General features: G+C 72.0%; 26 protein-coding genes and 1 pseudogene. 15 read left to right on the top strand and 12 right to left on the bottom strand.

Annotated features, from left to right (window positions below; translation table 11 throughout):
• Nucleotides 1-3: 3 nt before the first annotated feature.
• Entirely contained in the window at nucleotides 4-870 is an 867-nt protein-coding gene (locus ACWCQS_RS00975; RefSeq protein ID WP_451002506.1) for a transglutaminase family protein, read from the bottom strand.
• Nucleotides 871-1,564: 694 nt separating this feature from the next.
• Nucleotides 1,565-2,557 (bottom strand): annotated as a pseudogene (locus tag ACWCQS_RS00970) (GNAT family N-acetyltransferase); the annotation flags it as partial.
• A gap of 140 nt (nucleotides 2,558-2,697) precedes the next feature.
• Between ACWCQS_RS00970 and fdxA the strand changes: the two are divergent.
• Nucleotides 2,698-3,018, top strand: a complete 321-nt coding sequence (gene fdxA / locus ACWCQS_RS00965) for a ferredoxin (protein WP_023546973.1) — start codon at nucleotides 2,698-2,700, stop codon at nucleotides 3,016-3,018.
• Between the two features lie 125 nt (nucleotides 3,019-3,143).
• On the top strand, nucleotides 3,144-4,241 hold the full coding sequence (locus ACWCQS_RS00960; RefSeq protein WP_451002505.1) for a bifunctional succinyldiaminopimelate transaminase/glutamate-prephenate aminotransferase: 1,098 nt from the start codon (nucleotides 3,144-3,146) through the stop codon (nucleotides 4,239-4,241).
• A gap of 72 nt (nucleotides 4,242-4,313) precedes the next feature.
• Here the strand turns inward: ACWCQS_RS00960 and ACWCQS_RS00955 are convergent, their stop codons facing one another.
• Together ACWCQS_RS00955 and ACWCQS_RS00950 are read right to left on the bottom strand one after the other, a co-directional pair.
• Nucleotides 4,314-4,730: an ATP-binding protein gene (locus ACWCQS_RS00955; protein ID WP_451002504.1), complete on the bottom strand. Its 417-nt coding sequence runs from the start codon at nucleotides 4,728-4,730 to the stop codon at nucleotides 4,314-4,316.
• A 287-nt stretch (nucleotides 4,731-5,017) separates the two neighbouring features.
• Nucleotides 5,018-6,010: a heavy metal transporter gene (locus ACWCQS_RS00950; protein ID WP_451002503.1), complete on the bottom strand. Its 993-nt coding sequence runs from the start codon at nucleotides 6,008-6,010 to the stop codon at nucleotides 5,018-5,020.
• Between the two features lie 97 nt (nucleotides 6,011-6,107).
• On the opposite strand from ACWCQS_RS00950, the gene dapE reads away from it, so the two are divergent.
• Entirely contained in the window at nucleotides 6,108-7,187 is a 1,080-nt protein-coding gene (gene dapE, locus ACWCQS_RS00945) for a succinyl-diaminopimelate desuccinylase (protein WP_451002502.1), read from the top strand.
• 114 nt (nucleotides 7,188-7,301) lie between these two features.
• On the top strand, nucleotides 7,302-8,060 hold the full coding sequence (locus ACWCQS_RS00940) for an LOG family protein (protein WP_351799286.1): 759 nt from the start codon (nucleotides 7,302-7,304) through the stop codon (nucleotides 8,058-8,060).
• Nucleotides 8,061-8,118: 58 nt separating this feature from the next.
• Here ACWCQS_RS00940 and folP read toward each other — a convergent pair whose 3' ends face one another.
• Nucleotides 8,119-8,979: a dihydropteroate synthase gene (gene folP, locus ACWCQS_RS00935; RefSeq protein WP_451002501.1), complete on the bottom strand. Its 861-nt coding sequence runs from the start codon at nucleotides 8,977-8,979 to the stop codon at nucleotides 8,119-8,121.
• A 149-nt stretch (nucleotides 8,980-9,128) separates the two neighbouring features.
• Between folP and ACWCQS_RS00930 the strand changes: the two genes are divergently transcribed.
• Genes ACWCQS_RS00930 through ACWCQS_RS00920 form a run of 3 tightly spaced genes read left to right on the top strand, consistent with a single transcriptional unit; the run spans nucleotide 9,129 to nucleotide 10,719 of the window.
• Complete coding sequence (locus tag ACWCQS_RS00930) at nucleotides 9,129-9,485, top strand: DivIVA domain-containing protein (protein WP_388621060.1); 357 nt, start codon at nucleotides 9,129-9,131, stop codon at nucleotides 9,483-9,485.
• Complete coding sequence (locus ACWCQS_RS00925) at nucleotides 9,482-10,072, top strand: DNA-3-methyladenine glycosylase I (protein ID WP_451002500.1); 591 nt, start codon at nucleotides 9,482-9,484, stop codon at nucleotides 10,070-10,072. Before ACWCQS_RS00930 ends, ACWCQS_RS00925 begins: the two co-directional genes overlap by 4 nt.
• 5 nt (nucleotides 10,073-10,077) lie before the next feature.
• Nucleotides 10,078-10,719: a GNAT family N-acetyltransferase gene (locus tag ACWCQS_RS00920; protein WP_451002499.1), complete on the top strand. Its 642-nt coding sequence runs from the start codon at nucleotides 10,078-10,080 to the stop codon at nucleotides 10,717-10,719.
• 526 nt (nucleotides 10,720-11,245) lie between these two features.
• On the opposite strand, the gene chcB is transcribed toward ACWCQS_RS00920, so the two are convergent.
• On the bottom strand, nucleotides 11,246-12,049 hold the full coding sequence (gene chcB, locus ACWCQS_RS00915; protein WP_451002498.1) for a 2-cyclohexenylcarbonyl CoA isomerase: 804 nt from the start codon (nucleotides 12,047-12,049) through the stop codon (nucleotides 11,246-11,248).
• 62 nt (nucleotides 12,050-12,111) lie between these two features.
• Between chcB and ACWCQS_RS00910 the strand changes: the two genes are divergently transcribed.
• Nucleotides 12,112-12,276, top strand: a complete 165-nt coding sequence (locus tag ACWCQS_RS00910; RefSeq protein WP_451002497.1) for a hypothetical protein — start codon at nucleotides 12,112-12,114, stop codon at nucleotides 12,274-12,276.
• Between the two features lie 144 nt (nucleotides 12,277-12,420).
• Nucleotides 12,421-12,588 (top strand): DUF3117 domain-containing protein, encoded by a 168-nt coding sequence (locus tag ACWCQS_RS00905; RefSeq protein WP_018544333.1) that lies wholly within the window; start codon nucleotides 12,421-12,423, stop codon nucleotides 12,586-12,588.
• An 84-nt stretch (nucleotides 12,589-12,672) separates the two neighbouring features.
• Here the strand turns inward: ACWCQS_RS00905 and ACWCQS_RS00900 are convergent, their stop codons facing one another.
• Nucleotides 12,673-13,371, bottom strand: coding sequence for an O-methyltransferase (locus ACWCQS_RS00900; RefSeq protein WP_451002997.1), 699 nt, complete (start codon nucleotides 13,369-13,371; stop codon nucleotides 12,673-12,675).
• Nucleotides 13,372-13,617: 246 nt separating this feature from the next.
• Here ACWCQS_RS00900 and sigE point away from each other — a divergent pair, with 246 nt between their 5' ends.
• From sigE to ACWCQS_RS00875, 5 genes are all read left to right on the top strand, one after another.
• Nucleotides 13,618-14,331 carry an RNA polymerase sigma factor SigE gene (sigE, locus tag ACWCQS_RS00895; RefSeq protein ID WP_451002496.1) on the top strand — a complete coding sequence of 238 codons (714 nt, stop codon included), beginning with the start codon at nucleotides 13,618-13,620 and terminating at the stop codon, nucleotides 14,329-14,331.
• Nucleotides 14,328-15,368: a zf-HC2 domain-containing protein gene (locus tag ACWCQS_RS00890; protein ID WP_451002495.1), complete on the top strand. Its 1,041-nt coding sequence runs from the start codon at nucleotides 14,328-14,330 to the stop codon at nucleotides 15,366-15,368. Before sigE ends, ACWCQS_RS00890 begins: the two co-directional genes overlap by 4 nt.
• A 133-nt stretch (nucleotides 15,369-15,501) precedes the next feature.
• On the top strand, nucleotides 15,502-17,202 hold the full coding sequence (locus ACWCQS_RS00885; RefSeq protein WP_451002494.1) for a S1C family serine protease: 1,701 nt from the start codon (nucleotides 15,502-15,504) through the stop codon (nucleotides 17,200-17,202).
• An 84-nt stretch (nucleotides 17,203-17,286) separates the two neighbouring features.
• The gene (locus tag ACWCQS_RS00880) at nucleotides 17,287-17,745 is read left to right on the top strand and encodes a sec-independent translocase (protein WP_451002493.1); all 459 of its coding nucleotides are present in this window, start codon (nucleotides 17,287-17,289) and stop codon (nucleotides 17,743-17,745) included.
• A gap of 239 nt (nucleotides 17,746-17,984) precedes the next feature.
• A complete protein-coding gene (locus tag ACWCQS_RS00875) occupies nucleotides 17,985-18,650 on the top strand; it encodes a hypothetical protein (RefSeq protein ID WP_451002492.1) in 666 nt (221 codons plus the stop codon).
• Between the two features lie 45 nt (nucleotides 18,651-18,695).
• On the opposite strand, the gene ACWCQS_RS00870 is transcribed toward ACWCQS_RS00875, so the two are convergent.
• Genes ACWCQS_RS00870 through ACWCQS_RS00860 form a run of 3 tightly spaced genes read right to left on the bottom strand, consistent with a single transcriptional unit; the run spans nucleotide 18,696 to nucleotide 21,760 of the window.
• On the bottom strand, nucleotides 18,696-19,829 hold the full coding sequence (locus ACWCQS_RS00870; RefSeq protein WP_451002491.1) for an Mrp/NBP35 family ATP-binding protein: 1,134 nt from the start codon (nucleotides 19,827-19,829) through the stop codon (nucleotides 18,696-18,698).
• Between the two features lie 43 nt (nucleotides 19,830-19,872).
• Complete coding sequence (locus tag ACWCQS_RS00865; RefSeq protein WP_451002490.1) at nucleotides 19,873-20,478, bottom strand: DUF1003 domain-containing protein; 606 nt, start codon at nucleotides 20,476-20,478, stop codon at nucleotides 19,873-19,875.
• Nucleotides 20,468-21,760: a magnesium transporter MgtE N-terminal domain-containing protein gene (locus ACWCQS_RS00860; RefSeq protein ID WP_451002489.1), complete on the bottom strand. Its 1,293-nt coding sequence runs from the start codon at nucleotides 21,758-21,760 to the stop codon at nucleotides 20,468-20,470. The genes ACWCQS_RS00865 and ACWCQS_RS00860 overlap by 11 nt, the downstream gene beginning before the upstream one ends.
• 238 nt (nucleotides 21,761-21,998) lie before the next feature.
• Between ACWCQS_RS00860 and ACWCQS_RS00855 the strand changes: the two genes are divergently transcribed.
• Nucleotides 21,999-22,748, top strand: coding sequence for a hypothetical protein (locus tag ACWCQS_RS00855; protein ID WP_451002488.1), 750 nt, complete (start codon nucleotides 21,999-22,001; stop codon nucleotides 22,746-22,748).
• A gap of 46 nt (nucleotides 22,749-22,794) precedes the next feature.
• Here the strand turns inward: ACWCQS_RS00855 and ACWCQS_RS00850 are convergent, their stop codons facing one another.
• Both ACWCQS_RS00850 and ACWCQS_RS00845 read right to left on the bottom strand, forming a co-directional pair.
• On the bottom strand, nucleotides 22,795-23,310 hold the full coding sequence (locus ACWCQS_RS00850) for a hypothetical protein (protein ID WP_451002487.1): 516 nt from the start codon (nucleotides 23,308-23,310) through the stop codon (nucleotides 22,795-22,797).
• A 24-nt stretch (nucleotides 23,311-23,334) separates the two neighbouring features.
• The gene (locus tag ACWCQS_RS00845) at nucleotides 23,335-24,465 is read right to left on the bottom strand and encodes a magnesium and cobalt transport protein CorA (protein ID WP_451002486.1); all 1,131 of its coding nucleotides are present in this window, start codon (nucleotides 24,463-24,465) and stop codon (nucleotides 23,335-23,337) included.
• Nucleotides 24,466-24,833: the final 368 nt, after the last annotated feature.

Genomic DNA, 24,833 nt, shown 5'->3' with positions numbered 1-24,833 from the left:
GGGTCAGTTGAGCATCGCGCGAGCGGTGTGCGCCTGCTCCCGTACCTTCCGCGCGGCCGAGTCGTCCACCACCTCGATCAACTCGGCGTAGTACTCCAGCTCTTCCGCGCCGGACGCGAACTCCCCTCGCTGCACGAGAAGTTGCCCACGCTCGTAGCGCAGCCGAGCCGGATGCGCGGGCACCAGCAGGGCCAGCTCCACGGCCCACAGCGCCACGTCCGACCGCTCCGGCCGGGCGGCGGCCCACGCGCGGATGTTGTTCAGGATCCGTTGGACGACCTCCAGCGGCGCCGCGGGCTCCAGCATCGAGGCGTCCAGCGGCGCCCCCGTGGCCCCCACCACGAGCATCTGCGCGTCGGCCCCGGTCAGCACCCGCCCGCCCTCGAACGGATCCGCCAGCACCTGCTCCTCAGCCTGGCCGAAGCCCACCACGAAGTGCCCCGGCAGCGCGACCCCGTACACCGGAGCCCCCGCCCGCCGCGCGACCTCCAGCCACACCACCGACAGCAGGATCGGCAGCCCGCGCCGCCGCCGCAGCACCTCGTGCAGCAAGGAGGACTCCAGCCGCTGGTAGTCGCCGGGCGTCCCGTGGAAGTCGTAGCGCTCCCCGAGCAGCCGCCGTACGGCCTCCGCCCACGCGCGCGGCCCACCGGGGCGGTACGGCAACTCGCCCGCGAGCCGGTCCAGCTCCAGCTGGGCGGCGTCGATCCCGGCCTCGTCCAGCGTGCCGTCCCCCTCGGCGCCGATCAGCAGGCACAGCGCCGACAGATCCGGCCGCTCGGACCGCGCCTCCTCGGCGAACCTGCGACGCAACTCGGCCGACCGCTCCGGCGGGGGCGGATACGGCGGCGGCAGATACGGGTGACGCATGCCAGGCTCATGCCCTTCCACAACGGTTCTACGACCCGACCGGCCAGGATTCCTCCAGCCCCCGGCCTTTGGACCCGCCGCCTGCCGGGCCCGCGCGGTGGCCCGCGTGACTCCGGCGGCCTGCTGCGCCGGTTGCGGTGTCCCGGTCGCCAACCGAGCCCGCCGCCCCGGCCGCGTGGGCAGCTCCGGTCGTCTGGGCGGCGTCGACTTGGTCGGCAGCTCGGGCCGTGTCCCGATCGAGGACCGTGCTTTGACCGCCGACCTTGTCCGCAGGTCCGGCAGTATCGGCAGTGTCAGCCGGGCTGACGGTGTCCCGATCGGCGGCCGTGCGCGCGGCGCCAGCCGTGTCCGCAGCCCCGGCCGTGTCCGCAACGTCGGCCGCGTCGGGAGTGCTGGCCGGGGCCCGATCGCCGACCGCGTGCGCAGCGCCGGCCGTCTCCGCAGCTCCGGCCGTGTCGGCAGCGCTGACCGTGTCCGCAACGTCGGCCACGTGGGGAGTGCTGGCCGGGGCCCGATCGCCGACCGCGTGCGCAGCGCCGGCCGTGTCGGCAGCGCTGGCGGTGTCCCGATCGCCGACCGCAGCGTCGGCCGTGTCCGCAGCGACAGCCGTCTCCCCGCCACCGACCGCGGCCGCTGCCCCGCCCCGGCCCGTGGACTTGGCCGTCTCGTGGTCCTGAGCGTCGGGCGTCGGTGCGTCCGGTGCCCGGTAATGGTGGTAGGCGTGGTGTGGTGTGAAGCCCAGTGCGGCGTACAGCGCGCGGGCGACCTCGTTGCCCGTCTCGGCCTGCAGCCAGGCCGCCGACGCGCCCTCGGCCAGCGCCCGCCGGGCCAGCGCGGCCATCACCTCGGTGGCGAGTCCCTGCCGGCGCCGCCCGGGATCCACCTCGACCGCCGCGAACCCGGCCCACCGCCCGTCCACGACGCACCGCCCGATCGCCGCCGGCGCCTCGCCCTCGGCACCGGGCACGGTCGCGAACCACACCGACGGCCCGCCGCCCAGCACCCGCAGGGCCACCTCGCTCACCCCCTTGCGCTGGTACCGGGCGAGCCACGCCTCGTCCGCCTGCCGCGACAGCACCACGCCGGTGCCCTCGGCCCGGTCCGCGACCGGCGCCAGGCCGCCGGTCCACACCTCGGCGGTCACCTCCCGCACCCAGCCGCGCCGCTCCAGCTCCGCGCACAGCAGCTCCTGCGTGCCCTCGGCTCCGGTGGCCGTCTGGACGTAGGCGGGCAGGCCGCGCTCGCCGTACCAGCGTCGTACGGCCATCAGGGCCGCGTCGAGGGGGAGACCGGGGTCGCCGAGCGGCAGCACGCTGTTGGCCCGCCGGGTGAACCCGCCGGACGCCCGCAGCTCCCACTCGCCCAGCCGCTCGGTCTCCAGCGGCTGCCAGCCGCGCGAGCAGACCCGCGCGAGTTCCTCGTACGAGGCGGCGGGCCCCCGGCGGCGCGCCGGAGCGGCCGGTACCACCTTGCCCGCGACCAGCGCGGACTCGGCGATCCGGACGCTCTGCCCGTCCCGCCGTGTGATCATGAGCACGCCAGCGTCCCATGATGTGAGAACACCCACCGTGTCGGTGAACTTCTCCGGCGCCGCGCCGGGTTCGCTCAACCGCCGTACGGAAACACGTTTTCCCACGTCAGCAGGGGTGATGCGGACTTCCAGACGTCCTGCAGCCGAGATTTCCACTGGTCAGTTCACCCCTCCTGTTCGGATCATGCTCCGGAACGGAGATACTAGGGGCGGGCATCGACGACGCCGCGCTCCCGCGCGCCAGGCGGCGGAGCCTGAGGAGGCCCGCCAGCGCCCTATCGAGGAGGAACGACAGCGTGACCTACGTCATCGCGCAGCCTTGTGTCGACGTCAAGGACAAGGCGTGCATCGAGGAGTGCCCGGTCGACTGCATTTACGAGGGCTCCCGGTCCTTGTACATCCACCCGGACGAATGCGTCGACTGTGGTGCCTGTGAGCCGGTCTGCCCGGTCGAGGCGATCTTCTACGAGGACGACGTCCCGGAGGAGTGGAAGGACTACTACAAGGCGAATGTCGAGTTCTTCGACGAGCTCGGCTCTCCCGGCGGCGCCAGCAAGCTGGGCCTGATCGAGCGCGACCACCCGTTCGTCGCCGCGCTGCCGCCGCAGGGCGAGTGACCGTCTAAGCGCCAAGCGGCCCGCACCGAACGCGCCGCCTCGGTCCCGTACGGCCCGATCGCCCAGATCGCGGCCGTACGGGACCGAGGCGTTTGCCGCACCGTACGAAAGAGAGCCTGATTCCCGTGTCCGCAGTCTCCGACCGGCTCCCCACCTTCCCCTGGGACAAGCTGGAGCCGTACAAGAAGACGGCCGCCGCGCACCCCGACGGGATCGTCGACCTCTCCGTGGGAACCCCGGTCGACCCGGTGCCCGAGCTGATCCAGAAGGCGCTGATCGACGCGGCCGACTCCCCGGGCTATCCGACCGTCTGGGGCACCCCGGCGCTGCGCGACGCGATCACCGGCTGGCTGGAGCGCCGCCTGGGCGCCCGCGACGTCACCCACCGCCATGTCCTGCCGGTCGTCGGCTCCAAGGAACTGGTCGCCTGGCTGCCGACCCAGCTGGGCCTCGGCCCCGGCGACAAGGTCGCGTACCCGCGCCTCGCCTACCCCACCTACGAGGTCGGCGCCCGCCTCGCCCGCGCCGACTACGAGGTCTACGACGACCCGCGCGACCTGGACCCGACGGGCCTGAAGCTCCTCTGGCTGAACTCGCCGTCGAACCCGACGGGCAAGGTGCTGTCGAAGCAGGAGCTGACGGACATCGTGGCCTGGGCCCGCGAGCACGGAGTGCTGCTGTTCTCCGACGAGTGCTATCTGGAGCTGGGCTGGGAGGCCGACCCGGTCTCGGTCCTGCACCCGGACGTCAACGGCGGCTCCTGCGACGGCATCGTGGCCGTCCACTCGCTCTCCAAGCGCTCCAACCTCGCCGGTTACCGCGCGGCCTTCATCGCCGGCGACCCGGCCGTCCTGGGCCCGCTGCTGGAGATCCGCAAGCACGGCGGCATGATGACCCCCGCACCGACCCAGGCGGCGGTCGTGGCGGCCCTCGGCGACGACGCCCACGTCCACGAGCAGCGCGAGCGCTACGCCGCCCGCCGCGACGCCCTCCGGGCGGCCCTGCTCGGCCACGGCTTCCGCATCGAACACAGCGAGGCCAGCCTCTACCTCTGGGCCACGAGGGACGAGTCCTGCTGGCAGACGGTCGCCCACCTGGCCGACCTGGGGATCCTCGTCGCCCCGGGCGACTTCTACGGCGAGGCGGGCGAAAAGTTCGTACGAGTGGCCCTGACGGCGACGGACGAACGCATTCGGGCAGCGGTGTCGCGCCTGACGGCGTAGATCCCGGCGCAGGCGCACAAGCGAACGGGGCCCAGGGAACTCCCTGGACCCCGTCACCGGTCGAAGCGGCGCTCAGCCACCCAGCGGCAGCCCCTGCACCGGCAGGTGGGGCACGCCGCCCTTCGTCACGTTGGACGTGGCGCCGCCGAGGACGCTCCCGGCCGCCCCGGCGGCGTCACCCGCGGCCTTCTGCGCCACCGGCGTCGTCTTCTTCAGGGCACCGCCCGTGGTCTTGCCCGCGGCCGGCACCGTCTGCTCGACCGCCTTGCCGCCCGCGTGGCCCGCGAGGGAGGTGACGGTCTGCGCGGCACCGTCGACCGTGTTGCCGGCGTGCGCCGTGTCCAGGGCGGACAGGCCACCCAGGTTCGGGGCCGCCGCCGGCAGGTTCGTGGCCGCACCGGCGGAGCCGGTTGCACCGACCCCGGCTGCCGCTCCCGCTGCGACGAGCAGCGCGGCACGGGCGATCCGGCGGGTCAGAGGGAGGGACATGATGCTCCATTCGACGGGGATGAACGGTGTCTGTGTCCGGGTCCGTGTCGTGGCTCGGACGCCGTGACTACCGCTCGAAACCCGCGAAGGTTGCGGACACCCCAGGTAAAGAATGGGTAACGCATCGCATTATCAGGTGTGGATAAAAACGGGCAAAGAACGTCTGCCCGAAATTCCGCAGAATCCTTACGGCCCTTGATTTCCCAGGGATTCCGGAGACGGTACGCGTATCGTCACAGCCGCCGCCCGGACCGGCGCCGTACAACCCCTCGGAGTGATCTCCCGTACTACTGTCCGGTCACGATCCGGACGACCCCCAGGGACGCCCCCGCGCCGCGGGCCCCGTACGAAGCGGCCGCCTTCCACTGCCCGCCGCCGCTCCCCGCGGCCCACTCCCGCCCCGCGTAGGACACCCGCTCGATGTGCAGCGCCGAGGAGTTGGCCACGGCCCACTGCGCCAGCTGCCAGCCCCGCTGCCGCTCGCCGCGCCCGATCGCGTCGACCTTCGTGCCCTGCGGCACCGGCACCGTCACGGTCCGCCCCTGCGCGGTCGCGGTCACGCTCGGCGCGGGAGACGGCGACGGCACGGGCGTACCGCCCACCTCCGCACCGGTCTCCTGCAGCGCGTCCCGCCCGAAGTCCCGTACCAGCGCGGCCCGCACCGCGTCCGGGCCCGTCGCCGAGGCCATGGTCTCCGGGCGCCCGTCGCAGGTCAGCGTGGCCGCCGCGCGCCCGGTCAGCGCCGCTGCCAGCAGCTTCGCGTCCGACTCGTGCTTGGCGTACGCCTCCGGGTAGCCGCTGCGCTGGACCTCCTGGGCCGCCCGGGTCAGCGGCAGATCGGTGTAGTTCGGCACCTTGGCGAGGTGGGCGTAGAAGATGCCGGCCGCGTACGCCGGGTCCATGATCTGCTGCGCGGTGCCCCAGCCCTGCGAGGGCCGCTGCTGGAACAGGCCCAGCGAGTCCCGGTCGCCGTGCTCGATGTTGCGCAGCCCCGACTCCTGCAGGGAGGTCGCCAGCGCGATCGTCACCGCCCGCTCGGGCATCCCGCGTCCGGTGCCGACGGCCGCGATCGTCGCCGCGTTCACCGCCTGCTCCGGCGTGAACTCGTACGACGTCGTGTCACCGTCGGCCGAGACCACCTTGCAGCCGCGCGCTCCGCCGCCTCCGGTGACGTACTGCACCACGAGGTACGCGGCGACGCCGCACAGGACCAACAGGGCCGCGCCGAAACGGAAGAGGCGGCCGCGACGCTTGGGACGGGTGGGGGTCGGCTCTGGCACGCGTACAAGGTACTGGAGGCCCGGCGGACCCTCACCGGGGGTTACCGGACAGCGCTTACCCGCCGGCCCCGGTGAGCGGCGCGCTAGGGTCGACGCCATGGCCGACACCTCGCTTGACCTCACGCTCGACGCCGCAGCGCTCACCGCGCAGCTCGTGGACTTCCCGTCCGAGAGCGGCACCGAGAAGCCGCTCGCGGACGCGATCGAGACCGCCCTGCGCGCCCTGCCGCACCTGACGGTCGACCGCTATGGCAACAACGTGATCGCCCGCACGAACCTGGGCCGCGCCGAGCGCGTGATCCTGGCCGGCCACATCGACACGGTCCCGATCGCGGACAACGTGCCCGCCCGCCTGGACGAGGACGGCGTGCTGTGGGGCTGCGGCACCTGCGACATGAAGTCGGGCGTCGCGGTGCAACTGCGCATCGCGGCCACGGTCCCCGCCCCCAACCGCGACCTGACGTTCGTCTTCTACGACAACGAGGAGGTCGCCGCCGAGCTCAACGGCCTCAAGCACGTGGCCGTGGCCCACCCGGAGTGGCTGGAGGGGGACTTCGCGGTCCTGCTGGAGCCCTCCGACGGCGAGGTCGAGGGCGGCTGCCAGGGCACCCTGCGCATGCTGCTGAGGACGAGCGGCGAGCGGGCCCACTCGGCGCGCTCCTGGATGGGCTCCAACGCTATCCACGCGGCGGCGCCCATCCTGGCCCGCCTGGCGTCCTACGAGCCCCGCTACCCGGTTATCGACGGCCTGGAGTACCGAGAGGGCCTGAACGCCGTGCGCATCAGCGGCGGGGTCGCCGGCAACGTCATCCCCGACGAGTGCGTGGTGACGGTCAACTTCCGCTACGCCCCCGACCGCACGGAGGAGGAGGCGATCGCGCACGTCCGCGAGGTGTTCGCGGACTGCGGCGTGACGGAGTTCGTGGTCGACGACCACAGCGGCGGCGCGCTGCCCGGCCTCTCCCACCCGGCAGCCGCCGCCTTCATCGAGGCGGTGGGCGGCATCCCGCGCCCCAAGTACGGCTGGACGGACGTCTCCCGCTTCTCCGCGCTCGGCATCCCGGCCGTCAACTACGGCCCGGGCAACCCGCACTTGGCCCACAAGCGCGACGAGCGCGTGGAGACGGCGAAGATCCTGGCGGGCGAGGAACGGCTGCGCACCTGGCTCACCGCATAGGACGTCGTAGGACGCCCGTACGGCGCACGCGTGCCGGACATACACATGTCCCCCCTCCGTAACCGGCGTGGATCTACGCTGAGGTGGAACCACCCCCGAGCGGAGGGAGCGCACATGCCTACCGGCAACCCCGAGGGGAAGAAGATCCCGCCGGACGAGCAGCGTCTGGGACCGGTCCTCCGCCGACGAGGACAGGTGACGGCGAGCACGACGGACCAGCGGCTGCTGGACGCCGGCGGCCCCTCGGACTGGGTCCACACCGACCCCTGGCGCGTGCTGCGCATCCAGTCGGAGTTCATCGAGGGCTTCGGCACACTGGCCGAACTCCCGCCCGCCATCAGCGTGTTCGGCTCGGCGCGTACGCCGGTGGACTCGCCGGAGTACGACGCCGGGGTGCGGCTCGGCCGGGGCCTGGTGGAGGCGGGCTGGGCCGTGATCACGGGCGGCGGGCCGGGCGCGATGGAGGCGGCCAACCGGGGCGCGTGCGAGGCGGGCGGCGTCTCGGTCGGGCTCGGCATCGAACTGCCCTTCGAGCAGGGCCTGAACCCCTATGTCGACATCGGCCTGAACTTCCGCTACTTCTTCGTCCGCAAGATGATGTTCGTGAAGTACGCGCAGGGTTTCGTGGTCCTGCCCGGCGGTCTCGGCACCCTCGACGAACTCTTCGAGGCGCTGACCCTGGTCCAGACCCAGAAGGTCACCCGCTTCCCGATCGTCCTCTTCGGCAGCGAGTACTGGGGCGGCCTGGTGTCCTGGCTGAAGAACACCCTGGTCGCCCAGGGCAAGGCCGCGGAGAAGGACCTGCTGCTGTTCCACGTCACGGACGAGGTGGAGGAAGCGGTGGCACTGGTGTCGAAGGAGGCGGGCCGCTAGCGGGCCGCCTGCGCGGGGCCTCGCGGACGGGGGTCCAGGGGGCCGAGCCCCCTGGTACCTAAGCCAGACCCCGCCGGGCCACCGCGGGGACCCGGTGCCCGGCGATGGACGCGACCATGTCCAGCACCTGACGCGTCTCGGCCACCTCGTGCACCCGGTACACCTGCGCCCCGAGCCACGCGGACACCGCGGTCGTCGCCAGCGTACCGATCAACCGTTCCTTCACCGGCCGGTCCAGCGTCTCCCCGACGAAGTCCTTGTTGGACAGCGACACCAGCACCGGCCACCCCGTGGCGACCATCTCGTCCAGCCGCCGCGTCGCCTCCAGGCTGTGCCGCGTGTTCTTCCCGAAGTCGTGCCCGGGATCGATCAGCACCGACTCACGCGGCACCCCGAGCGCGACCGCCCGCTCGGCCAGACCCACGGTGACATCGAGGATGTCGGCCATCACATCGTCGTACGTCACCCGATGCGGACGCGTGCGCGGCTGCACGCCACCCGCGTGCGTGCACACCAGCCCCACCCCGTACCGCGCGGCGACCTGAGCGAGTCCCGGGTCGACGCCACCCCACGCGTCGTTCAGCAGATCCGCGCCCGCCTCGCACACCGCCTCGCCGACCTCGGCCCGCCAGGTGTCCACGCTGATGATCACGTCCGGGAAGCGCCGCCGTACCTCCGCCACGAAGCCGACCGTCCGCCGCGCCTCCTCCTCGGCCGTGACCTCCTCGCCCGGCCCGGCCTTCACCCCGCCGATGTCGATGATCGCGGCGCCCTCGGCCACCGCCTGCTCCACGCGCGCGAGGGCCGGCTCGTCACGGAACGTGGCTCCTTGGTCGTAGAAGGAGTCCGGAGTCCGGTTCACGATCGCCATGATCACCGGCTCATGGGGCCCGAATTCCCGCCTGCCCAGCCTGAGCATCCGCTGTGACCTCTCCTAGTACGTTCCGCAGCACGGCCGCCTGTGACCCTAACTGTCAGACTCGCATGGCACGATCGGACCCTGAGAGGTTCGACGGAGACCTTCGACGTCCGGCGGAGTGTCCGGCAGAGAGCATGGGGACCCTGGCGATGGTGATGTTCTTGTTCCTGGTCGTCGCGCTGGCCGTCGTGGTCGCCGCGGTGGCACTCGGCGTGGTGGGTGGTGGCGGCAGCGGCCCGCTGCCCGAGGTGGCACCGGAGCGGCTGCAGGACCCGCTGCCCCCGGACCGCCCGGTGAACCGCGCCGACGTGGACAGCGTGCGCTTCCCGGTCGCCCCGCGCGGCTACCGCATGGCGGACGTCGACGACGTCCTCGGCCGGCTCGGCGCCGAACTCGCCGAGCGGGACGCCCGCATCGCCGACCTGGAGTCGGCGCTGGCCGGCGCCAGAGCCGCGGCCGCACACGTCCACATGGAGAAGCCCGATCACCCCGAGGACCAGCGATGAGCGACGGCGCCGCCCTCGCCGGGCCGGACGGCGCGCTGCGCTGCCCCTGGGCCCTGTCCACCGACGACTATGTGTCGTACCACGACGAGGAGTGGGGCCGCCCGGTCCACGGCGACGACGCCCTCTTCGAGCGGATCAGCCTGGAGGCCTTCCAGTCGGGCCTGTCCTGGATCACGATCCTGCGCCGCCGCGAGGGATTCCGTGCGGCTTTCTCCGGCTTCCGGATCGAGAAGGTCGCCGCGTTCACCGACGAGGACCGCGAGCGCCTGCTGGCGGACGAGGGGATCATCCGCAACCGCGCCAAGATCGACGCCACGCTCGCCAACGCGCGCGTGCTCGCCGACTGGGCGGAGGGCGAACTGGACGAGCTGATCTGGTCCCACGCCCCGGACCCGGCCGGCCGCCCGGCCCCGAAGAACGTCTCCGACGTCCCGGCCGTGACCCCGGAGTCCACGGCGCTGTCGAAGGCGCTGAAGAAGCGGGGCCTCAGATTCGTCGGCCCGACGACGGCGTACGCGCTGATGCAGGCCTGCGGTCTGGTCGACGACCACCTGGAGACGTGCGTGGCGAGAGGAGCGGGCGCCTGACCGCCGTGACCCCGACCCTGGCCGACATCCTGGACGCGGCGGCGCAGGGGCGCTTCCCGGCGCCCGACGGCGGAACGACCGTGGTGCCGCAGCCGAGCCACCGCGACGCCGGGGCGATCGCGTTCACCGCGCACTCGGTGGTGTTCACCGACGAGGACCCGCAGTGGGTGCACAGCACGCTCGCATCCCTCGACTGCGACGAGCTGGCGGCGGCGATGAACCCCCGCTTCCTGGCCGCGTTCCTGGCCCGCACGGGACGCACGACGGACTGCGTCGATCTGCTCACCGTGGCGAGCTCCCTGCCCGGTGATCCCCCGGTGGACCTGCGCGAACTGACCGACCCGGACCATCCGCGCGTGCACAGCGCCCGTAAGCGCCGGGACGACGTGCGCGTCTGGGCGACGGACGGCGGAGTGGTCGTCCTCGGGCGGGGCGTGGCGGGCCGCTGGGAGACGGCGGTCGAGGTGGACGAGGCCGTGCGGCACCGGGGGCTGGGCCGGGCTCTGGCCACAGCCGCCCGGCACCTCATTCCCCCGGGCCACTGGATCTGGTCGCAACAGGCCGCGGGCAACGCCCGCAGCATCCGCGCCTTCCAGTCGGCGGGCTACCGCCCGGTGGGTGCGGAGTCCCTGCTCATCGCACGCTAGCCCCCGAGCCGGCCGCCCGGCCCGACCGCCTGGCCGACGTGGCGGCCCCTGCGCATCGCGCGCGCCAGGACCGCCCGGTCCGCTGTTGCTGCCGGCGTCCGGTTCGGCGTCGTTGCCGGCCGGCCCGTGCGCGTCTTCCTCTGGCACGACGAGGCGGGCGAGATGGAGGATGCGGACTTCGTCGTAGAGGTGTGTCGCGGGTCCGACCGCTTGGCCGGTGCGGTGGCTGTGCGCGTCGGGTTCCGGGGTCGCCCGGTTCGCGGTCGTTGCTGCTGGCGTGCCGTCGCCTGGTCCGCTGTTGCTGCCAGCGGTCTGCTGCCCACCCGGCCGCCTGGTCGGGATGGAGGACCTGCGCATCGCGCGCCAGGGCCGTGGCCGCACGGGCCCGCGTTGCCGCCGCCGGCCGCTGGCCGCCGTTCGGCCCGTCGGCATGCGGCAGGGCAGCGCCGAAGGCATCATGGCGCCGCCGGTCCGGCCGCCCCGACGGACGCGGCGGTGGTCGGGGTTCACCGGGCCGGGTGGCGCGTCACCGGCCCAGGTACTTCGGCTTCTCCTTGTTCACGAATGCCTGTACGGCGATCGCGTGGTCCTCGGACTGGCCGGCGCGGGTCTGCAGGTCGTCCTCCTTGTCCAGGGTCTCGGAGAGGGAGTGCGTGAGGCCGTAGGCCACCGCCTCCTTGATGGCCGCGTACGCCACCGTCGGGCCCTCGGCCAGCGCCCGCGCCGTCTTCTCGGCCTCGGCGCGCAGCTCGGCCGCGGGGACGACCCGGTTGGCGATGCCCAGCTCCAGCGCGTCCTGGGCGCTGATGCTGCGCGGGAAGAGCAGCAGGTCGGCAGCGCGGCTCGGGCCGATCACCCGGGGCAGGGTCCAGGAGATCCCGGAGTCGGCGGTCAGGGCTACGCCCGCGAAGGAGGTGTTGAAGGCGGCCGTGTCGGCGACCAGCCGGTAGTCCGCGGCGAGGGCGAAGCCGAAGCCGGCCCCGGCCGCGACCCCGTTCACCGCGGCGACCACCGGCTTGGGCGCCCCGGCGAGGGCCCGCACGATCGGGTTGTAGTGCTCCTTGACCGTGCTCATCGTCTGCCCGGACCCGGTCTCACGGTCCGCCGCGAGCAGCCCGATGTGCTCCTTGAGGTCCTGGCCGACGCAGAACGCCCGGTCCCCGGCCGCCGTCAGCAGGATCGCCCGTACGGCCGTGTCCCCGGCCGCGGATTCCGCCGCCTCCCGCAGCGCGACCTTGGTCGCGATGTTCAGCGCGTTCATCGCCTCGGGGCGGTTCAGCGTGATCGTCGCGAGTCCGTCGCTCACCTCGTAGAGCACGGTGTCGGCCATGGCGCATCCCCTCCGGTTCGCGGGTGACGTACCGCTCAGTACGTCTCTGTACGAAGGACAGCATGGCGGAGATCGCCACCGAAGGACCGGACCCGACGTGTGACCTGCGTCAAAGAAAACCGGAGCGGAGTCGGCCGGTTGATGTCGGTGCGGCGGTGCAGTATCGCAGCCACATCGCCGAATTGGGTGGTTTTGCTCGCGCGCGTTGCTCAAGCGATGCCGACTGACGTTGGTCATCGGGTCCTGCGATGCGGGATAATGGCTGGGAAGCAATGTGTTCGATGCCGGTGTCGCGTGTCCGTTTCGGAACCGCGGATGCCCTCCCAGGGCTCTCGGCAGACGATGAGCTGGTTTCAGGAAGGGGAACGAGCATGGCGGCCATGAAGCCGCGGACGGGTGATGGCCCGCTCGAGGTGACCAAGGAGGGGCGGGGCATCGTCATGCGCGTTCCGCTCGAAGGCGGCGGTCGACTCGTCGTCGAGCTGACCCCTGACGAGGCCGAGGCGCTCGGCGACGCCCTCAAGAAGGTCGTCGTCTGACGTCCCAGCGATCCTGTCCTTCGGACTGCCCCGGCATCGTACGCGGTGCCGGGGCAGTCGCGCTCCCGGACCCCGCGGCGGGCCTCACCTCTTGACCGCGCACAGGAGACCGTCGCCCACCGGCAGCAGCGACGGGACCAGTTCCTGGCTCTCGCGCACCGCGCGCAGCAGCTCCCGCAGCCGCAGTACCTCCGTGGGCTGCGGCCCGGAGTCCACCGTACGGCCGTTGGCGAATATGCCCTCGAACACCACCAGACCGCCCGGCCGCAGCAGGCGCAACGATTCAGCGAGGTAGTCCAGGTACTCCAGCCGGTCGCCGTCGCAGAAGACGAGGTCGTAGCCGGCGTCCGCGAGCCGGGGCAGCACGTCCAGGGCGCGGCCGGGGATGAAGCGGGCCCGGTTGCTGGCGAAACCGCAGGCGCGGAAGGCCTGCCGGGCGAACTGCTGGTGGTCCGGCTCCGGGTCGACCGTGGTGAGCACCCCGTCCGGGCGCATGCCGTGCAGCAGATGGATTCCGGACACCCCGCAGCCCGTGCCGATCTCCGCGACCGCCTTCGCGTCCACGGAGGCGGCGAGCAGTCGCAGCGCGGCGCCGGTGCCGGGCGACACCGAGCGCAGCCCTGCCTCGCGGGCCCGGTCGCGGGCCCACCGCAGCGCGTCGTCCTCGGCGACAAAGGCGTCGGCGAACGCCCAGCTCGTCTGCCGGTTGCCGGTAATGACCCTCTCCTGTCCCCGTGGTTGCCTGGGCGTGACTGTATCCGTTGGTGGCGGGAACCCGCAGATAGGACCAGGCGTTTAAAGGGTTGAGACGGTGGCCCGGGACGTGACGGGGGTAAGACGGGGGTGCCAGAGGTGGATGGGGACGCCGAGCAACTGCTGACGCGGCCGGATGAGCCGTATCAGCCCAGATCAAATTCTTGTAAAACCGCTTATGGGGAGCTAACGGGCGAGGTGGCTATGGTAGGGGCTCCACTGGACACCACCAGAGCTGACAGGGGAGGTGCGGCTGCGCCCGGAGACCGGGGTGGAGTGCTGCGGCGCTTCCTCGGGTCGGCGGGCAGGCCGAAATCCGTGACCGACACCGCTGCTGACCACCACGCCGGTCTCGCCGCAGGCGAGGCCCCCCAGACCGCGACCTTCTCCACCGACGCGGACGGGCAGGCGTGGACTCCGCCCACGTGGGAGGAGATCGTCAGCACGCACAGCGGCCGGGTCTACCGGCTCGCCTACCGCCTGACGGGCAATCAGCACGACGCCGAGGACCTCACCCAGGAGGTCTTCGTCCGTGTCTTCCGCTCCCTGTCGACGTACTCGCCGGGCACCTTCGAGGGCTGGCTGCACCGCATCACCACCAACCTGTTCCTGGACATGGTCCGGCGCAAGCAGCGCATCCGCTTCGACGCCCTCGGCGAGGACGCGGCCGAGCGCCTGGCCAGCCGCGAGCCCACCCCGCAGCAGCTCTTCAACGACGCGCACTTCGACGCCGACGTCCAGCAGGCCCTGGACACCCTCGCGCCCGAGTTCCGCGCCGCCGTCGTCCTGTGCGACATCGAGGGACTGTCGTACGAGGAGATCGCCGCCACCCTCGGCGTGAAGCTCGGCACGGTCCGCTCCCGTATCCACCGTGGCCGCTCCCAGCTCCGCAAGGCGCTCGCCCACCGGTCCCCGGAGGCCCGCGCGGCCGAGCGCCGCTCCTTCGTGGCCCGTGTCCCCGCTCTGGGGGGAGGGGGCGCGACCGCGTGAGTGGATCTCGGCCCAAACCTGCGGAGGCACACCTCGCAGAGCAGCACCTGGGAGACCGGCTCTCCGCCCTGGTGGACGGAGAGCTCGGTCATGAGTCGCGTGAGCGGGTCCTCGCGCACCTGGCCACCTGTGCCCGGTGCAAGGCGGAGGCGGACGCCCAGCGCCGACTGAAGAACGTGTTCGCGGAGACGGCCCCGCCACCTCCCTCGGCGAGCCTCCTGGCCCGCCTCCAGGGCCTCCCCGGAGGAGGTGACCCGGACGGCGACGGCATGTCGCCGCCGGGGGGAGGACTCTTCGGCCGCGGCCCGGGTGACGGCGAGACCACCGGGCCGGCGGGAGTCTCCGGCGTCTTCGGGGTGAGGCGCGGCGAGCGCTTCGCGTTCGGCTACGTCCCGGCCCGCCCGCACGGCTCCGCGCATCCGGGCAGCCCGGTCCCGGCCGCCGAGGAGCGCGGCTTCCGCATCCACCCCGTCGGCCGCCCGGACGACGGCCGCTCCGCCTCGCGCGGACTGCGGTTCGCGTTCGCCGCCGCCGGCGCGGTGTCGCTGGCCGCGGTCGCCCTCGGCGGCGTGACCACCGCCGTCCCCGGTGACACCACCGCGGACCCACGCGGCGGCACCGGTACCGGCAGCAATGTGATACCGGCGCGCCCGGCGGGCACCGGCGCGGGCTCGGTCACGCCCGACAGCCTGCGCCGCCGCTCGGTGGGACCGCTGCTCGCCCAGGGCGGTACCCGGTTCGGACCGTCGCCGGCCGTCCCGACGTCGATGACCGCGCCACTGGTGCCCGGCCTGCCGGCGCCCGGCACCGGCGGGATCCGGGGCGACGACGCCACGCGCGGCCTGACCGCGCCGGTGATGGCCGGTGCGGCCGCCGTCTCCCCACTGATACGTCCGCTCGACGACACCGTGGTCTACCCGCTCGCCGCCTGGTCCAGGTTTCCCGGAGTGACCGGCTCCGGACTGCCGCTCGCCCCCGTCCCCGGCACCACCCCCGCTCCCGCACCGTCCGCCTCCACACCCCGCCAGACCCCCTGACCGGCCACTGCGCCACGGCCCGCGAACCTGGTTGAATCTGTGCGGGCCGTTCCCGCGGCGTTGACCCGGGGACGTAGTCGACGTTCCGCGGCCACCGCCGAAGCGCGCGGTCGCGGCCAGCCGTGGGGAGAGCATGAACAAGGGCAACCGTGTCCCGCCGGAGGACGCCCCGGAGGGAACGGCGGATGTGACACCGACCGGCCGAACCGACGCCGAGCAGCCGGGGGTGGACACCACCGGCGCCGTGGCCGACGGGGACTTCGAGCTGGCCAAGCCGGTGCCGAAGGTGACCGACGGGGCCGAACCGGACGGAACCGCCGCGGCCGCCGCGTCGAGCGAGCCCGAGCCCGAGAACAGCGCCTGGGCGGCTCCCACCGAGCGGCCGAAGCCGTTGCACGACCCCGACCCCTACAGCACCCCGCCGTACGGCGAGCCGGGCCCCTGGGCGCCCGCACCGCCCGTACAGCACCCCGCGGTCACCACGGCCCAGGGAACGGCCCAGGGAGCGCCACCGGTAGCCGCTGCACCCGCGCCCACACCAGGGCCGCACGCCGCCGCCCCCGGCCTCCCCGCCCCCGCAGGACCCCCGCTACCGCCCCTTTCGGCGGCGGAGACGGGTCAGCGGTACGACCCCTGGGCCACCGGTCCGCCCAAGGAGCAGGTGTTCGCTCAGGGGGCGTTGCAGCAGACCGGTGCCGGGGTGCTGACCGCGGAGCAGCGCAAGCGGCGGGGGCGTCGACTGCTGGTCGCGTGGACCCTGGCGGTCGCCGTCGTCTCCGCGGGGATCGGCGGGGTGGCCGGCGCCTGGGTCCAGCGGCAGGGGCTGGGGGACGACATACATCTGCCGCAGGCCGGGCACGTGCCCGTCGGGCGGGCGCCGTACAGCGTGGCCGGGATAGCCGCCCGCTCGCTGCCCAGCGTCGTCACCCTTCATGTCAACGGCACCGACCAGTCGGACACCGGCACCGGCTTCGTGCTCGACACCCAGGGGCACATCCTCACCAACAACCACGTCGTCGCGCCGGCCGGATCAGGCGGCGAGATATCCGTGACGTTCAGCAGCGGCGACACGATCAAGGCCAAGGTGGTCGGCCACGACAGCGGCTACGACCTCGCCGTCGTCCAGGTCCACGGGGTGCACGGGCTCACCCCGCTGCCCCTCGGCAACTCCGACGACGTCCAGGTCGGTGACCCCGTCGTCGCCATCGGCGCCCCCTTCGACCTCGCCAACACCGTCACCTCCGGCATCATCAGTGCCAAGGAGCGGCCCATCACGGCCGGCGGGGAGAAGGGCGACGGGAGCGACGTCTCGTACGTCGACGCGCTGCAGACCGACGCCCCCATCAATCCGGGCAACTCCGGTGGACCGCTGCTCGACTCACGGGCCCAGGTCATCGGCATCAACTCGGCCATTCGTTCCGCCGACGGCGGCTCCGACTCGGAGAGCGAACAGGCCGGCTCCATCGGACTGGGCTTCGCCATCCCCGTGAACCAGGCCAGGCGTGTCGCCGAGGAACTCATCAACGACGGCCACGCGACCCACCCGGTGATCGGCGTCACGCTCGACATGGCGTACACCGGCGACGGCGCCCGTATCGACGGCAGGAGCGCGGACGGCGGCCCCGCCGTGACCCGGGGCGGCCCCGGTGCGCGAGCCGGTCTCAAGGCGGGCGACATCATCACCGAGGTCGACGGGCAGCGTGTGCACACGGCCGAGGAGCTGATCGTCAAGATCCGCAGCCACCGGCCCGGTGACCGGCTGCGGCTGACGGTCCGGCGCGACGGCACGGACCAGGAGGTCCCGCTCCGACTGGGCGCGGCGGAGCAGAACTGACAGAAGTCTCACCTCGGGACGGTACCGGTCGGACAGGAACGCCGGGTACCGTTGAGCGACCGAGGACATCGCAAGGAGCGTCAGGTGTTCAATGACATAGGACCACTGGAGCTGGTGACGATCATTGTGCTCGCCGTGCTCGTCTTCGGTCCGGACAAGCTCCCGAAGGTCATCCAGGACGTCACGCGCACGATCCGGAAGATCCGCGAGTTCTCGGAGAGCGCCAAGCAGGACATCCGCAGCGAACTGGGTCCGGAGTTCAAGGACTTCGAGTTCGAGGACCTCAACCCCAAGACGTTCATCCGCAAGCAGCTGGACAACGACGAGCTGGGCCTCAAGGAGATCCGCAACGGCTTCGACCTGAAGAAGGAGATGGCCGAGGTCACGGACGCCGTAAACGGGCGGGAGAGCGAAGCGTCCTCGTCCTCCCCCTCCTCCGTGTCTTCTTCGGGTTCGGCCCCCTCGGGGCGGATCGACATGACCAAGAAGCCGGAGGAGCCCGGCAAGCACGAGCGGCCGCCCTTCGACGCGGACGCCACCTAGGCGCACGCCCCGGCGCCGACACGCGCACGCGGGCGTACGCCGCGCACGTGACGCGTTTCATAGCGCGCACCCCTCGCACACGGCTTGAACAGGCCGTTCGCGCGACCCACGCATCCAGCGCCTGCCCTGCGGCTCTCACCAGTGTGGATATGCTGCCGAGTTGTTGTGCGGACCGGCGAGTACGCCCGAAGGGGGGCGGGCCATCCCGGTCCGACGAGAGCGAGGAGGCGTCCGGGCAGATGGAGACGACGAGTCGGGTGGGCGCGCAGGCGCCGGCCGCGGAGGGTGCGCAACAGCTCCCCTTCGCCCGGCGTACGATCGACGGTTATCTGCAGGCACCCTTCCCGTGGTATGGCCTCGACGAGGCGTTCACCGGGCCGCGCTGGCTGATGCAGGTCGGTACGGCGGCCGACGGTGCCGTCGAGCACGGTTCGATCGGGCACGGCGACGAGCCCTCCGTACGGGGCGAGGCCGGCGCCGCAGGTGAGCCGCGGGAGAAGTTCGCGGTGGTCGTCACCGTGGCCGCACAGCCGTCCCGGAGGAGCGCCGACGGCACGGGGCTGCTGGAGGCCACGTCGGTCTCCTCGGCGGCGTGGCTGGCCGGGGTGGGGCTGCTGTCGTTCACCTGGCCCGCGCAGATGGACCACAGCCTGCGGGACGACTGGCTGGAGCAGCAGACCGAGACCGCATGGGCTTTGGCCGACGATCTGGAGGGGCCGGAGTGGAGTCGGCTCTCTCTGCCGGTGGACGGGGTTGCGGCCTCCTTCTATTACCGGGAGTCGGAGTTCGGGTGGGTGCTCGCCGGTACCACGGAGGCGGGGGTGCACCTGGGTGCGTACGGGCGGGGAATGAGCGCGTACGGGCTTGGGTTCGCCGTGGTGAAGGACGTTGCCGCCTACGCATGACTGAGGGGCGCCGGTTGTTCTCGGCGCCCCTTCGCCGTAGGGCCGCTAGAACTTGTTCTTCGGGGTGATCCCCAGCGACAGGCCCGAAAGACCCCGCTGGCGGCCGCCCAGCTTCCCGGCGATCGACCTCAGCGCGCTGCCCGCCGGGGAGTCCGGGTCGGTCAGGACCACCGGCTTGCCCTCGTCGCCGCCCTCGCGGAGGCGGACGTCGATCGGGATGTTGCCGAGGACCGGGACCGTCGTACCCGTGGTGCGGGTGAGGCCGTCGGCGACCACCTGGCCGCCGCCGGTGCCGAAGACGTCGACCATCTCGCCGCAGTGCGGGCAGGGCAGCCCGGACATGTTCTCGACCACGCCGACGATCTTCTGGTGCGTCTGGACCGCGATGGAACCGGCGCGCTCGGCGACCTCGGCCGCCGCCTGCTGAGGCGTCGTGACGACCAGGATCTCGGCGTTCGGGATCAGCTGGGCCACGGAGATGGCGATGTCACCCGTGCCGGGCGGGAGGTCCAGGAGGAGGACGTCCAGGTCGCCCCAGTACACGTCCGCGAGGAACTGCTGGAGGGCGCGGTGGAGCATCGGGCCGCGCCAGACGACCGGGGCGTTGCCCGGGGTGAACATGCCGATGGAGATGACCTTCACGCCGTTCGCAGACGGCGGCATGATCATGTTCTCGACCTGGGTGGGACGGCCGTCCGCGCCCAGCATGCGCGGCACGCTGTGGCCGTAGATGTCCGCGTCGACGACGCCCACCTTCAGGCCGTCGGCGGCCATGGCGGCCGCCAGGTTCACCGTCACCGAGGACTTGCCGACGCCGCCCTTGCCGGAGGCGACCGCGTAGACGCGGGTGAGGTTGCCGGGCTTGGCGAAGGGGACCTCGCGTTCGGCCTGGCCGCCGCGCAGGGCCGCCGTCAGCTCCTTGCGCTGCTCGTCGCTCATCACGTCGAGGGTGACGTCGACACGGGTGACGGCCTCGACCCGGGACACCGCCTCGGTGACACGCTGGGTGATCGTGTCGCGCATGGGGCAGCCGGAGACCGTCAGGTACACGGTGACCGCGACCGCGCCGTCCTCCCCGATCTCCACCGATTTGACCATCCCCAGTTCGGTGATGGGTCGGTTGATCTCGGGGTCGTTCACCGTCGCCAGTGCCTCGCGCACCGCGTCTTCCGTAGCCATAAGAACGATGGTACGGCGCGCCGAGGGGCGTCCGGGATGCCCCTCAGCGGTCGTCTGTGTCACGTCCCGGAGAACGATCTGACCGTTCCGCCGGGAATAGGACATGCCCGTCGTGATGCCGTCGGTGCTCCAGCTCCTTGACCATGTCCTGCAGCTCCGAGCGGATCCAGTCGCGGGTCGCGACCTCGCCCAGTCCCAAGCGCAGTGCGGCGATCTCCCGGGTCAGGTACTCGGTGTCGGCGATGGACCGCTCGTTCTGCTTGCGGTCCTGCTCCAGGTTGACCCGGTCGCGGTCGTCCTGCCTGTTCTGCGCGAGCAGGATCAGCGGGGCCGCGTAGGAGGCCTGCAGGGACAGCGCCAGGGTCAGGAAGATGAACGGGTATTCGTCGAAGCGCAGATGGCGGGGCGCGGCGATGTTCCACAGCACCCAGACGATGATGACGATCGTCATCCAGACGATGAAGCGTCCCGTGCCCAGGAAGCGGGCGATGCGCTCCGACAGCCGGCCGAAGGCCTCCGGGTCCCACTCGGGGATGATCCGGCGGCGCGGCGGGCGCGGCTGGTCCAGCCTGGGTGCCCGGGGCCGGGTGGCGGCGGTGGCGCCCACCGGGTTGCGCTCGCGGGTCGCGGTGTCACGCTCAGGAGCCATAGCTGCCCACCCCCTCGTTCTCGTCGTTCAGGTGGAACTCCGTCTCGCGCCAGTCCTCGGGCAGCATGTGGTCCAGTACGTCGTCCACGGTGACCGCGCCGAGCAGCGACCCGGACTCGTCCACCACGGGCGCGGCGACCATGTCGTACGTGGCGAAGAACCCGGCGATGAGGCGCAGCGCCGCATCCGGGTCGAGCGGCTGCAGGTCGGTGTCGACGATGGAGCTGACGAGGGAGTAGGGCGGCTCGCGCAGCAGCCGCTGGAAGTGGACCGTGCCCAGGTACTTGCCGGTCGGGGTCTCGTCCGGTGGTCGGCAGACGTAGACCTGGGCGGCGAGCGAGGGGGAGAGGTCGGGGTTGCGGACCCTGGCGAGCGCGTCGGCGACGGTGGCGTCCGGGCGCAGCACGATCGGCTCGGTGGTCATCAGACCGCCGGCCGTGTGCTCCTCGTACGACATCAGCCGGCGCATGTCGGCCGCGTCGCCCGGCTGCATCAGGCTCAGCAGCCGTTCCTTGTCCTCCTCGGGCAGTTCGCCGAGCAGGTCGGCCGCGTCGTCGGGGTCCATGGCCTCCAGGACGTCCGCCGCGCGCTCCTCCTTCAGCTTGCCGAGGATCTCGATCTGGTCGTCCTCCGGCAGTTCTTCCAGTACGTCGGCCAGCCGGTCGTCGTCCAGGGCGGCGGCGACCTCGGCGCGGCGCTTGGGGGAGAGGTGGTGCAGGACGTTGGCGAGGTCGGCGGGGCGCAGCTGCTCGAAGGTGGCGAGCAGGCTCTCGGCGCCCTGGCCGTGCTCCTCCAGGGAGAAGCCGGTGACGGCCGACCACTCGACGGTCAGCGTCTCGCCCTTGGCCCGCCGGAAGGCGCTCGCCTTCTTGCCCTTGCGGACGAAGACGCGGTCGATCTCCCAGTCGCGGCGGGCCGGCAGCTGCTGCACGGACACGTCGAGGACGGTGACCTCCTCGCGGGTCTCCACCAGCGTCACCCGCCGGTCCAGCAGCTCGCCGAAGACCAGCCGCTCGGTGGGCCGCTGCTCGAAGCGCCGGACGTTCATCACGCCGGTGATGATGACCTGCCCGGACTCGACACCGGTGACCCGGGTCATGGGCAGGAAGATACGGCGCCGGGTGGTCAGTTCGACGACCAGCCCGAGGAGGCGCGGGGGCTTGCGGCCCACGCGCAGCATCACGACCAGGTCGCGCACACGGCCCACCTGGTCGCCGTTCGGGTCGAAGACGGGGACCCCGGCGAGGTGCGAGACGAAGATCCGGGGGGCGCCGGCTGCCATGGCTCTGCTTCCTCTGCTGACGTTGCCTGGGAATCGCCCTTTGGTGGGGTGTTCCGCTTTCTTTGTGAATAGATCAGTGAATTGCTCGGATTTGCCCGCTCGGGTGCGCTTCAGGCTAGCCCGTACCGGTCGAACACGCCCCGGTGGGGGGTCCGGACGGACTGGCTCCGCCGGGTGGCCGGGGCACCGGTACGCTGCCGTGCACCGCTCAGGAACCGTCAGAAAGGCGACCCCACCTGTGACTGCGATTCCCCAGGGCCGTACCCGCCGGGCCGCGCTGGTCGCCGCGATCTGCGTCGGCGCCGTGACGGGGACGGCGGTGCTGACCGGGTGCGGCGCCGAGGATCCGGACGCGGGGACGAACGGCGTGGGCAAGCTGCCCGCCGGCGAGATCCAGGCGAAGACCCGGTCGGCCGCCCAGGGCGCGTCGGCGGTACGGCTGTCCGGCACCGTGGTCACCAGCGGCCGCACGTACCAGCTGGACATGCGGCTGAAGGCCGACGGCGGGACCGGCTCCGTGACCTCGAGGGGGGCGACCTTCAAGCTGCTGCGGGTCGGGAAGCAGCTGTACCTGAAGGCCGACGCGGACTTCTGGAACCAGGCCGGCGGCAGGAACGGCGCCGACGGCGCGGGCGAGAAGCTGAACGGCAAGTATGTGAAGGTGCCGCAGGGGGACCCCGCGTACCGGAAGTTCAGCGGCTTCACGGACAAGGACGTCCTCCTCGACGGACTGCTCAGCCTGCACGGAACACTGGCGACGGACGGTCACCACGACGACGCGGGTACCCGCACCATCCGCATCACCGGCGACAAGGGCTCCGGCGGCAGCCTCGACGTCTCCCTCGAGGGCACCCCGTATCCCCTCCGCCTGGTCCGCGGCGGCGGCGCGGGCACGCTCAGCTTCTCGGACTGGGGTAAGGACTTCGCTGTCGCCGAGCCCGCGAAGGGTGAGACCGTGGATTACGGGCAGCAGCTGCCGGCGTCGTAGGCGTTCGGACGGGTCCGCTCAGGGGTGGGCTGAGCAGGGTTCTGCGCTACCGTCGCTTCCGGCGCTTGGCGAGAAGCTTCGGCAGGCCCGCGGGCACCGGTCGGCGCGTGGTCGCCGGCGTCGGCACAGGAGCCTCCGCCAGGCTGCCGGCAGGCAACGGCACCCCGGACCCCGCCGGAACCAGGCGCAGCACCCGGCACTCGCGGGCCCAGCGGGCCGGCATCTCCTCGCCGTCGGGGGCGTTCAGGCGCTTGCCCTTCAGCTCGGCGACGGCCGCCTCCCACTCCTCGGAGCCGGAGGACAGCTCGGACACGGTCGCGGGGAACGTCACCAGCCGCCCGCCCTTGTCCTTGCTGCGCACCGTCACCTCGGCGGTGCCCCCGTCGACCAGCCCCTCCAGCGGCTGCTCACCGGGCCCGCCCCCGACCAGGCACACCGCGCCCTCGTGCCACACGTGCCACAGCGCACGCGCGGCGGAGGCCCCGGCACCCCTGACCCAGATGAGGCCGGACTTCTTGCAGGCCTCCTCGATGAGGGCCCGGTCGAGCAGCTCGCTTGTCATGCGCCCAGCCTATCCAGCGCCCGCTCACAGCCAGCCGTTGCGCTTCAGCACCCGGTGGATGCCCACACACATGGCGATGGTGACGCCCAGGACCAGCGGGTAGCCGTACTTCCAGTGCAGCTCGGGCATGTAGTCGAAGTTCATCCCGTACACGCCGGTCACCATCGTCGGCACGGCGATGATCGCGGCCCAGGCGGTGATCTTGCGCATGTCCTCGTTCTGCGCGACGGACGCCTGCGCCAGGTTGGCCTGGAGGATGGAGTTGAGGAGTTCGTCGAAGCCCAGCACCTGCTCCTGGACCCGGGCGAGGTGGTCGGCGACGTCCCGGAAGTACTTCTGGATGTCCGGGTCGATCAGCCGCATCGGCCGCTCGCTCAGCAGCTGCATCGGGCGCAGCAGGGGAGCCACCGCGCGCTTGAACTCCAGTACCTCACGCTTGAGTTGGTAGATCCGCGCCGAGTCCACACCACGGGAGACCCCGCCCTTGCGGCCCGGCGAGAAGACCTCGGTCTCCACCTCGTCGATGTCGTCCTGCACCGCGTCGGCGACCGCGATGTAGCCGTCCACCACATGGTCCGCGATCGCGTGCAGCACCGCCGAGGGGCCCTTGGCGAGCAGCTCCGGGTCGTCCTGCAGCCGGTGGCGCAGCGCCCGCAGCGAGCCCTGGCCGCCGTGCCGGACGGTGATGAAGAAGTCCCGGCCGGTGAAGCACATGACCTCGCCGGTCTCCACGACCTCGCTGTTGGCGGTGAGCCGGTCGTGCTCGACGTAGTGGATGGTCTTGAAGACGGTGAAGAGCGAGTCGTCGTACCGCTCCAGCTTGGGCCGCTGGTGCGCCTGCACCGCGTCCTCCACGGCCAGCGGGTGCAGCCCGAACTCGCTGGCGATACCGGCGAATTCGGCCTCGGTCGGCTCGTGCAGCCCGATCCACACAAAGCCGCCGTCGCGCCGCACCAGCCGCATCGCCTCGTGCGGGCTGAGCGGCTTGTCGTTGCGCACGCGGACGCCGTCGCGGTAGACGGCGCAGTCGACCACGGCCGACGGGGTGGCGGGGTCGCGGGTGGTGTCGTACGACACGCTCGACGTGCTCGTGGGCTTGCGCAGCGAGACGCGGGACGGACGGACCACGGCGCGCAGGTCGCGGATCATCGACATGGGCAGGCTCCTTCGCGACAGGCAACGAAAGACCGCCGGCGACGGGTGGAACTACCCGGAATGGGGACGTCCTGACTGCGGGATGTTTGGCACGTCCACAAAGCGGGGAGCACCGCACCGTTGCGGTGGCGACTTCGCTACTGATGCAGAACTGATGCGATCGGCAGATCGGGTGATCAGACGGATCGGATGATCAGGCGGATCAGGCAAAGCGAAACGAAGTGCTCTTCCGAAGGGCAACGCGCACAGGAAGGCGTAGAGCAGCCGGAAACCAGCCAGTGACTACATCAACGGGCGGAAGAGCGAGTGGTACTGCACGGTCGACTTCGATCCATGACAGCCCCACCTCCTCCGGCCGGTCCCTCGTA

Source organism: Streptomyces sp. NPDC002076, from assembly GCF_053593835.1.
The sequence above is the reverse complement of the archived record's forward strand: the minus strand, read 5'-3'. Positions and strand labels throughout refer to the sequence as shown.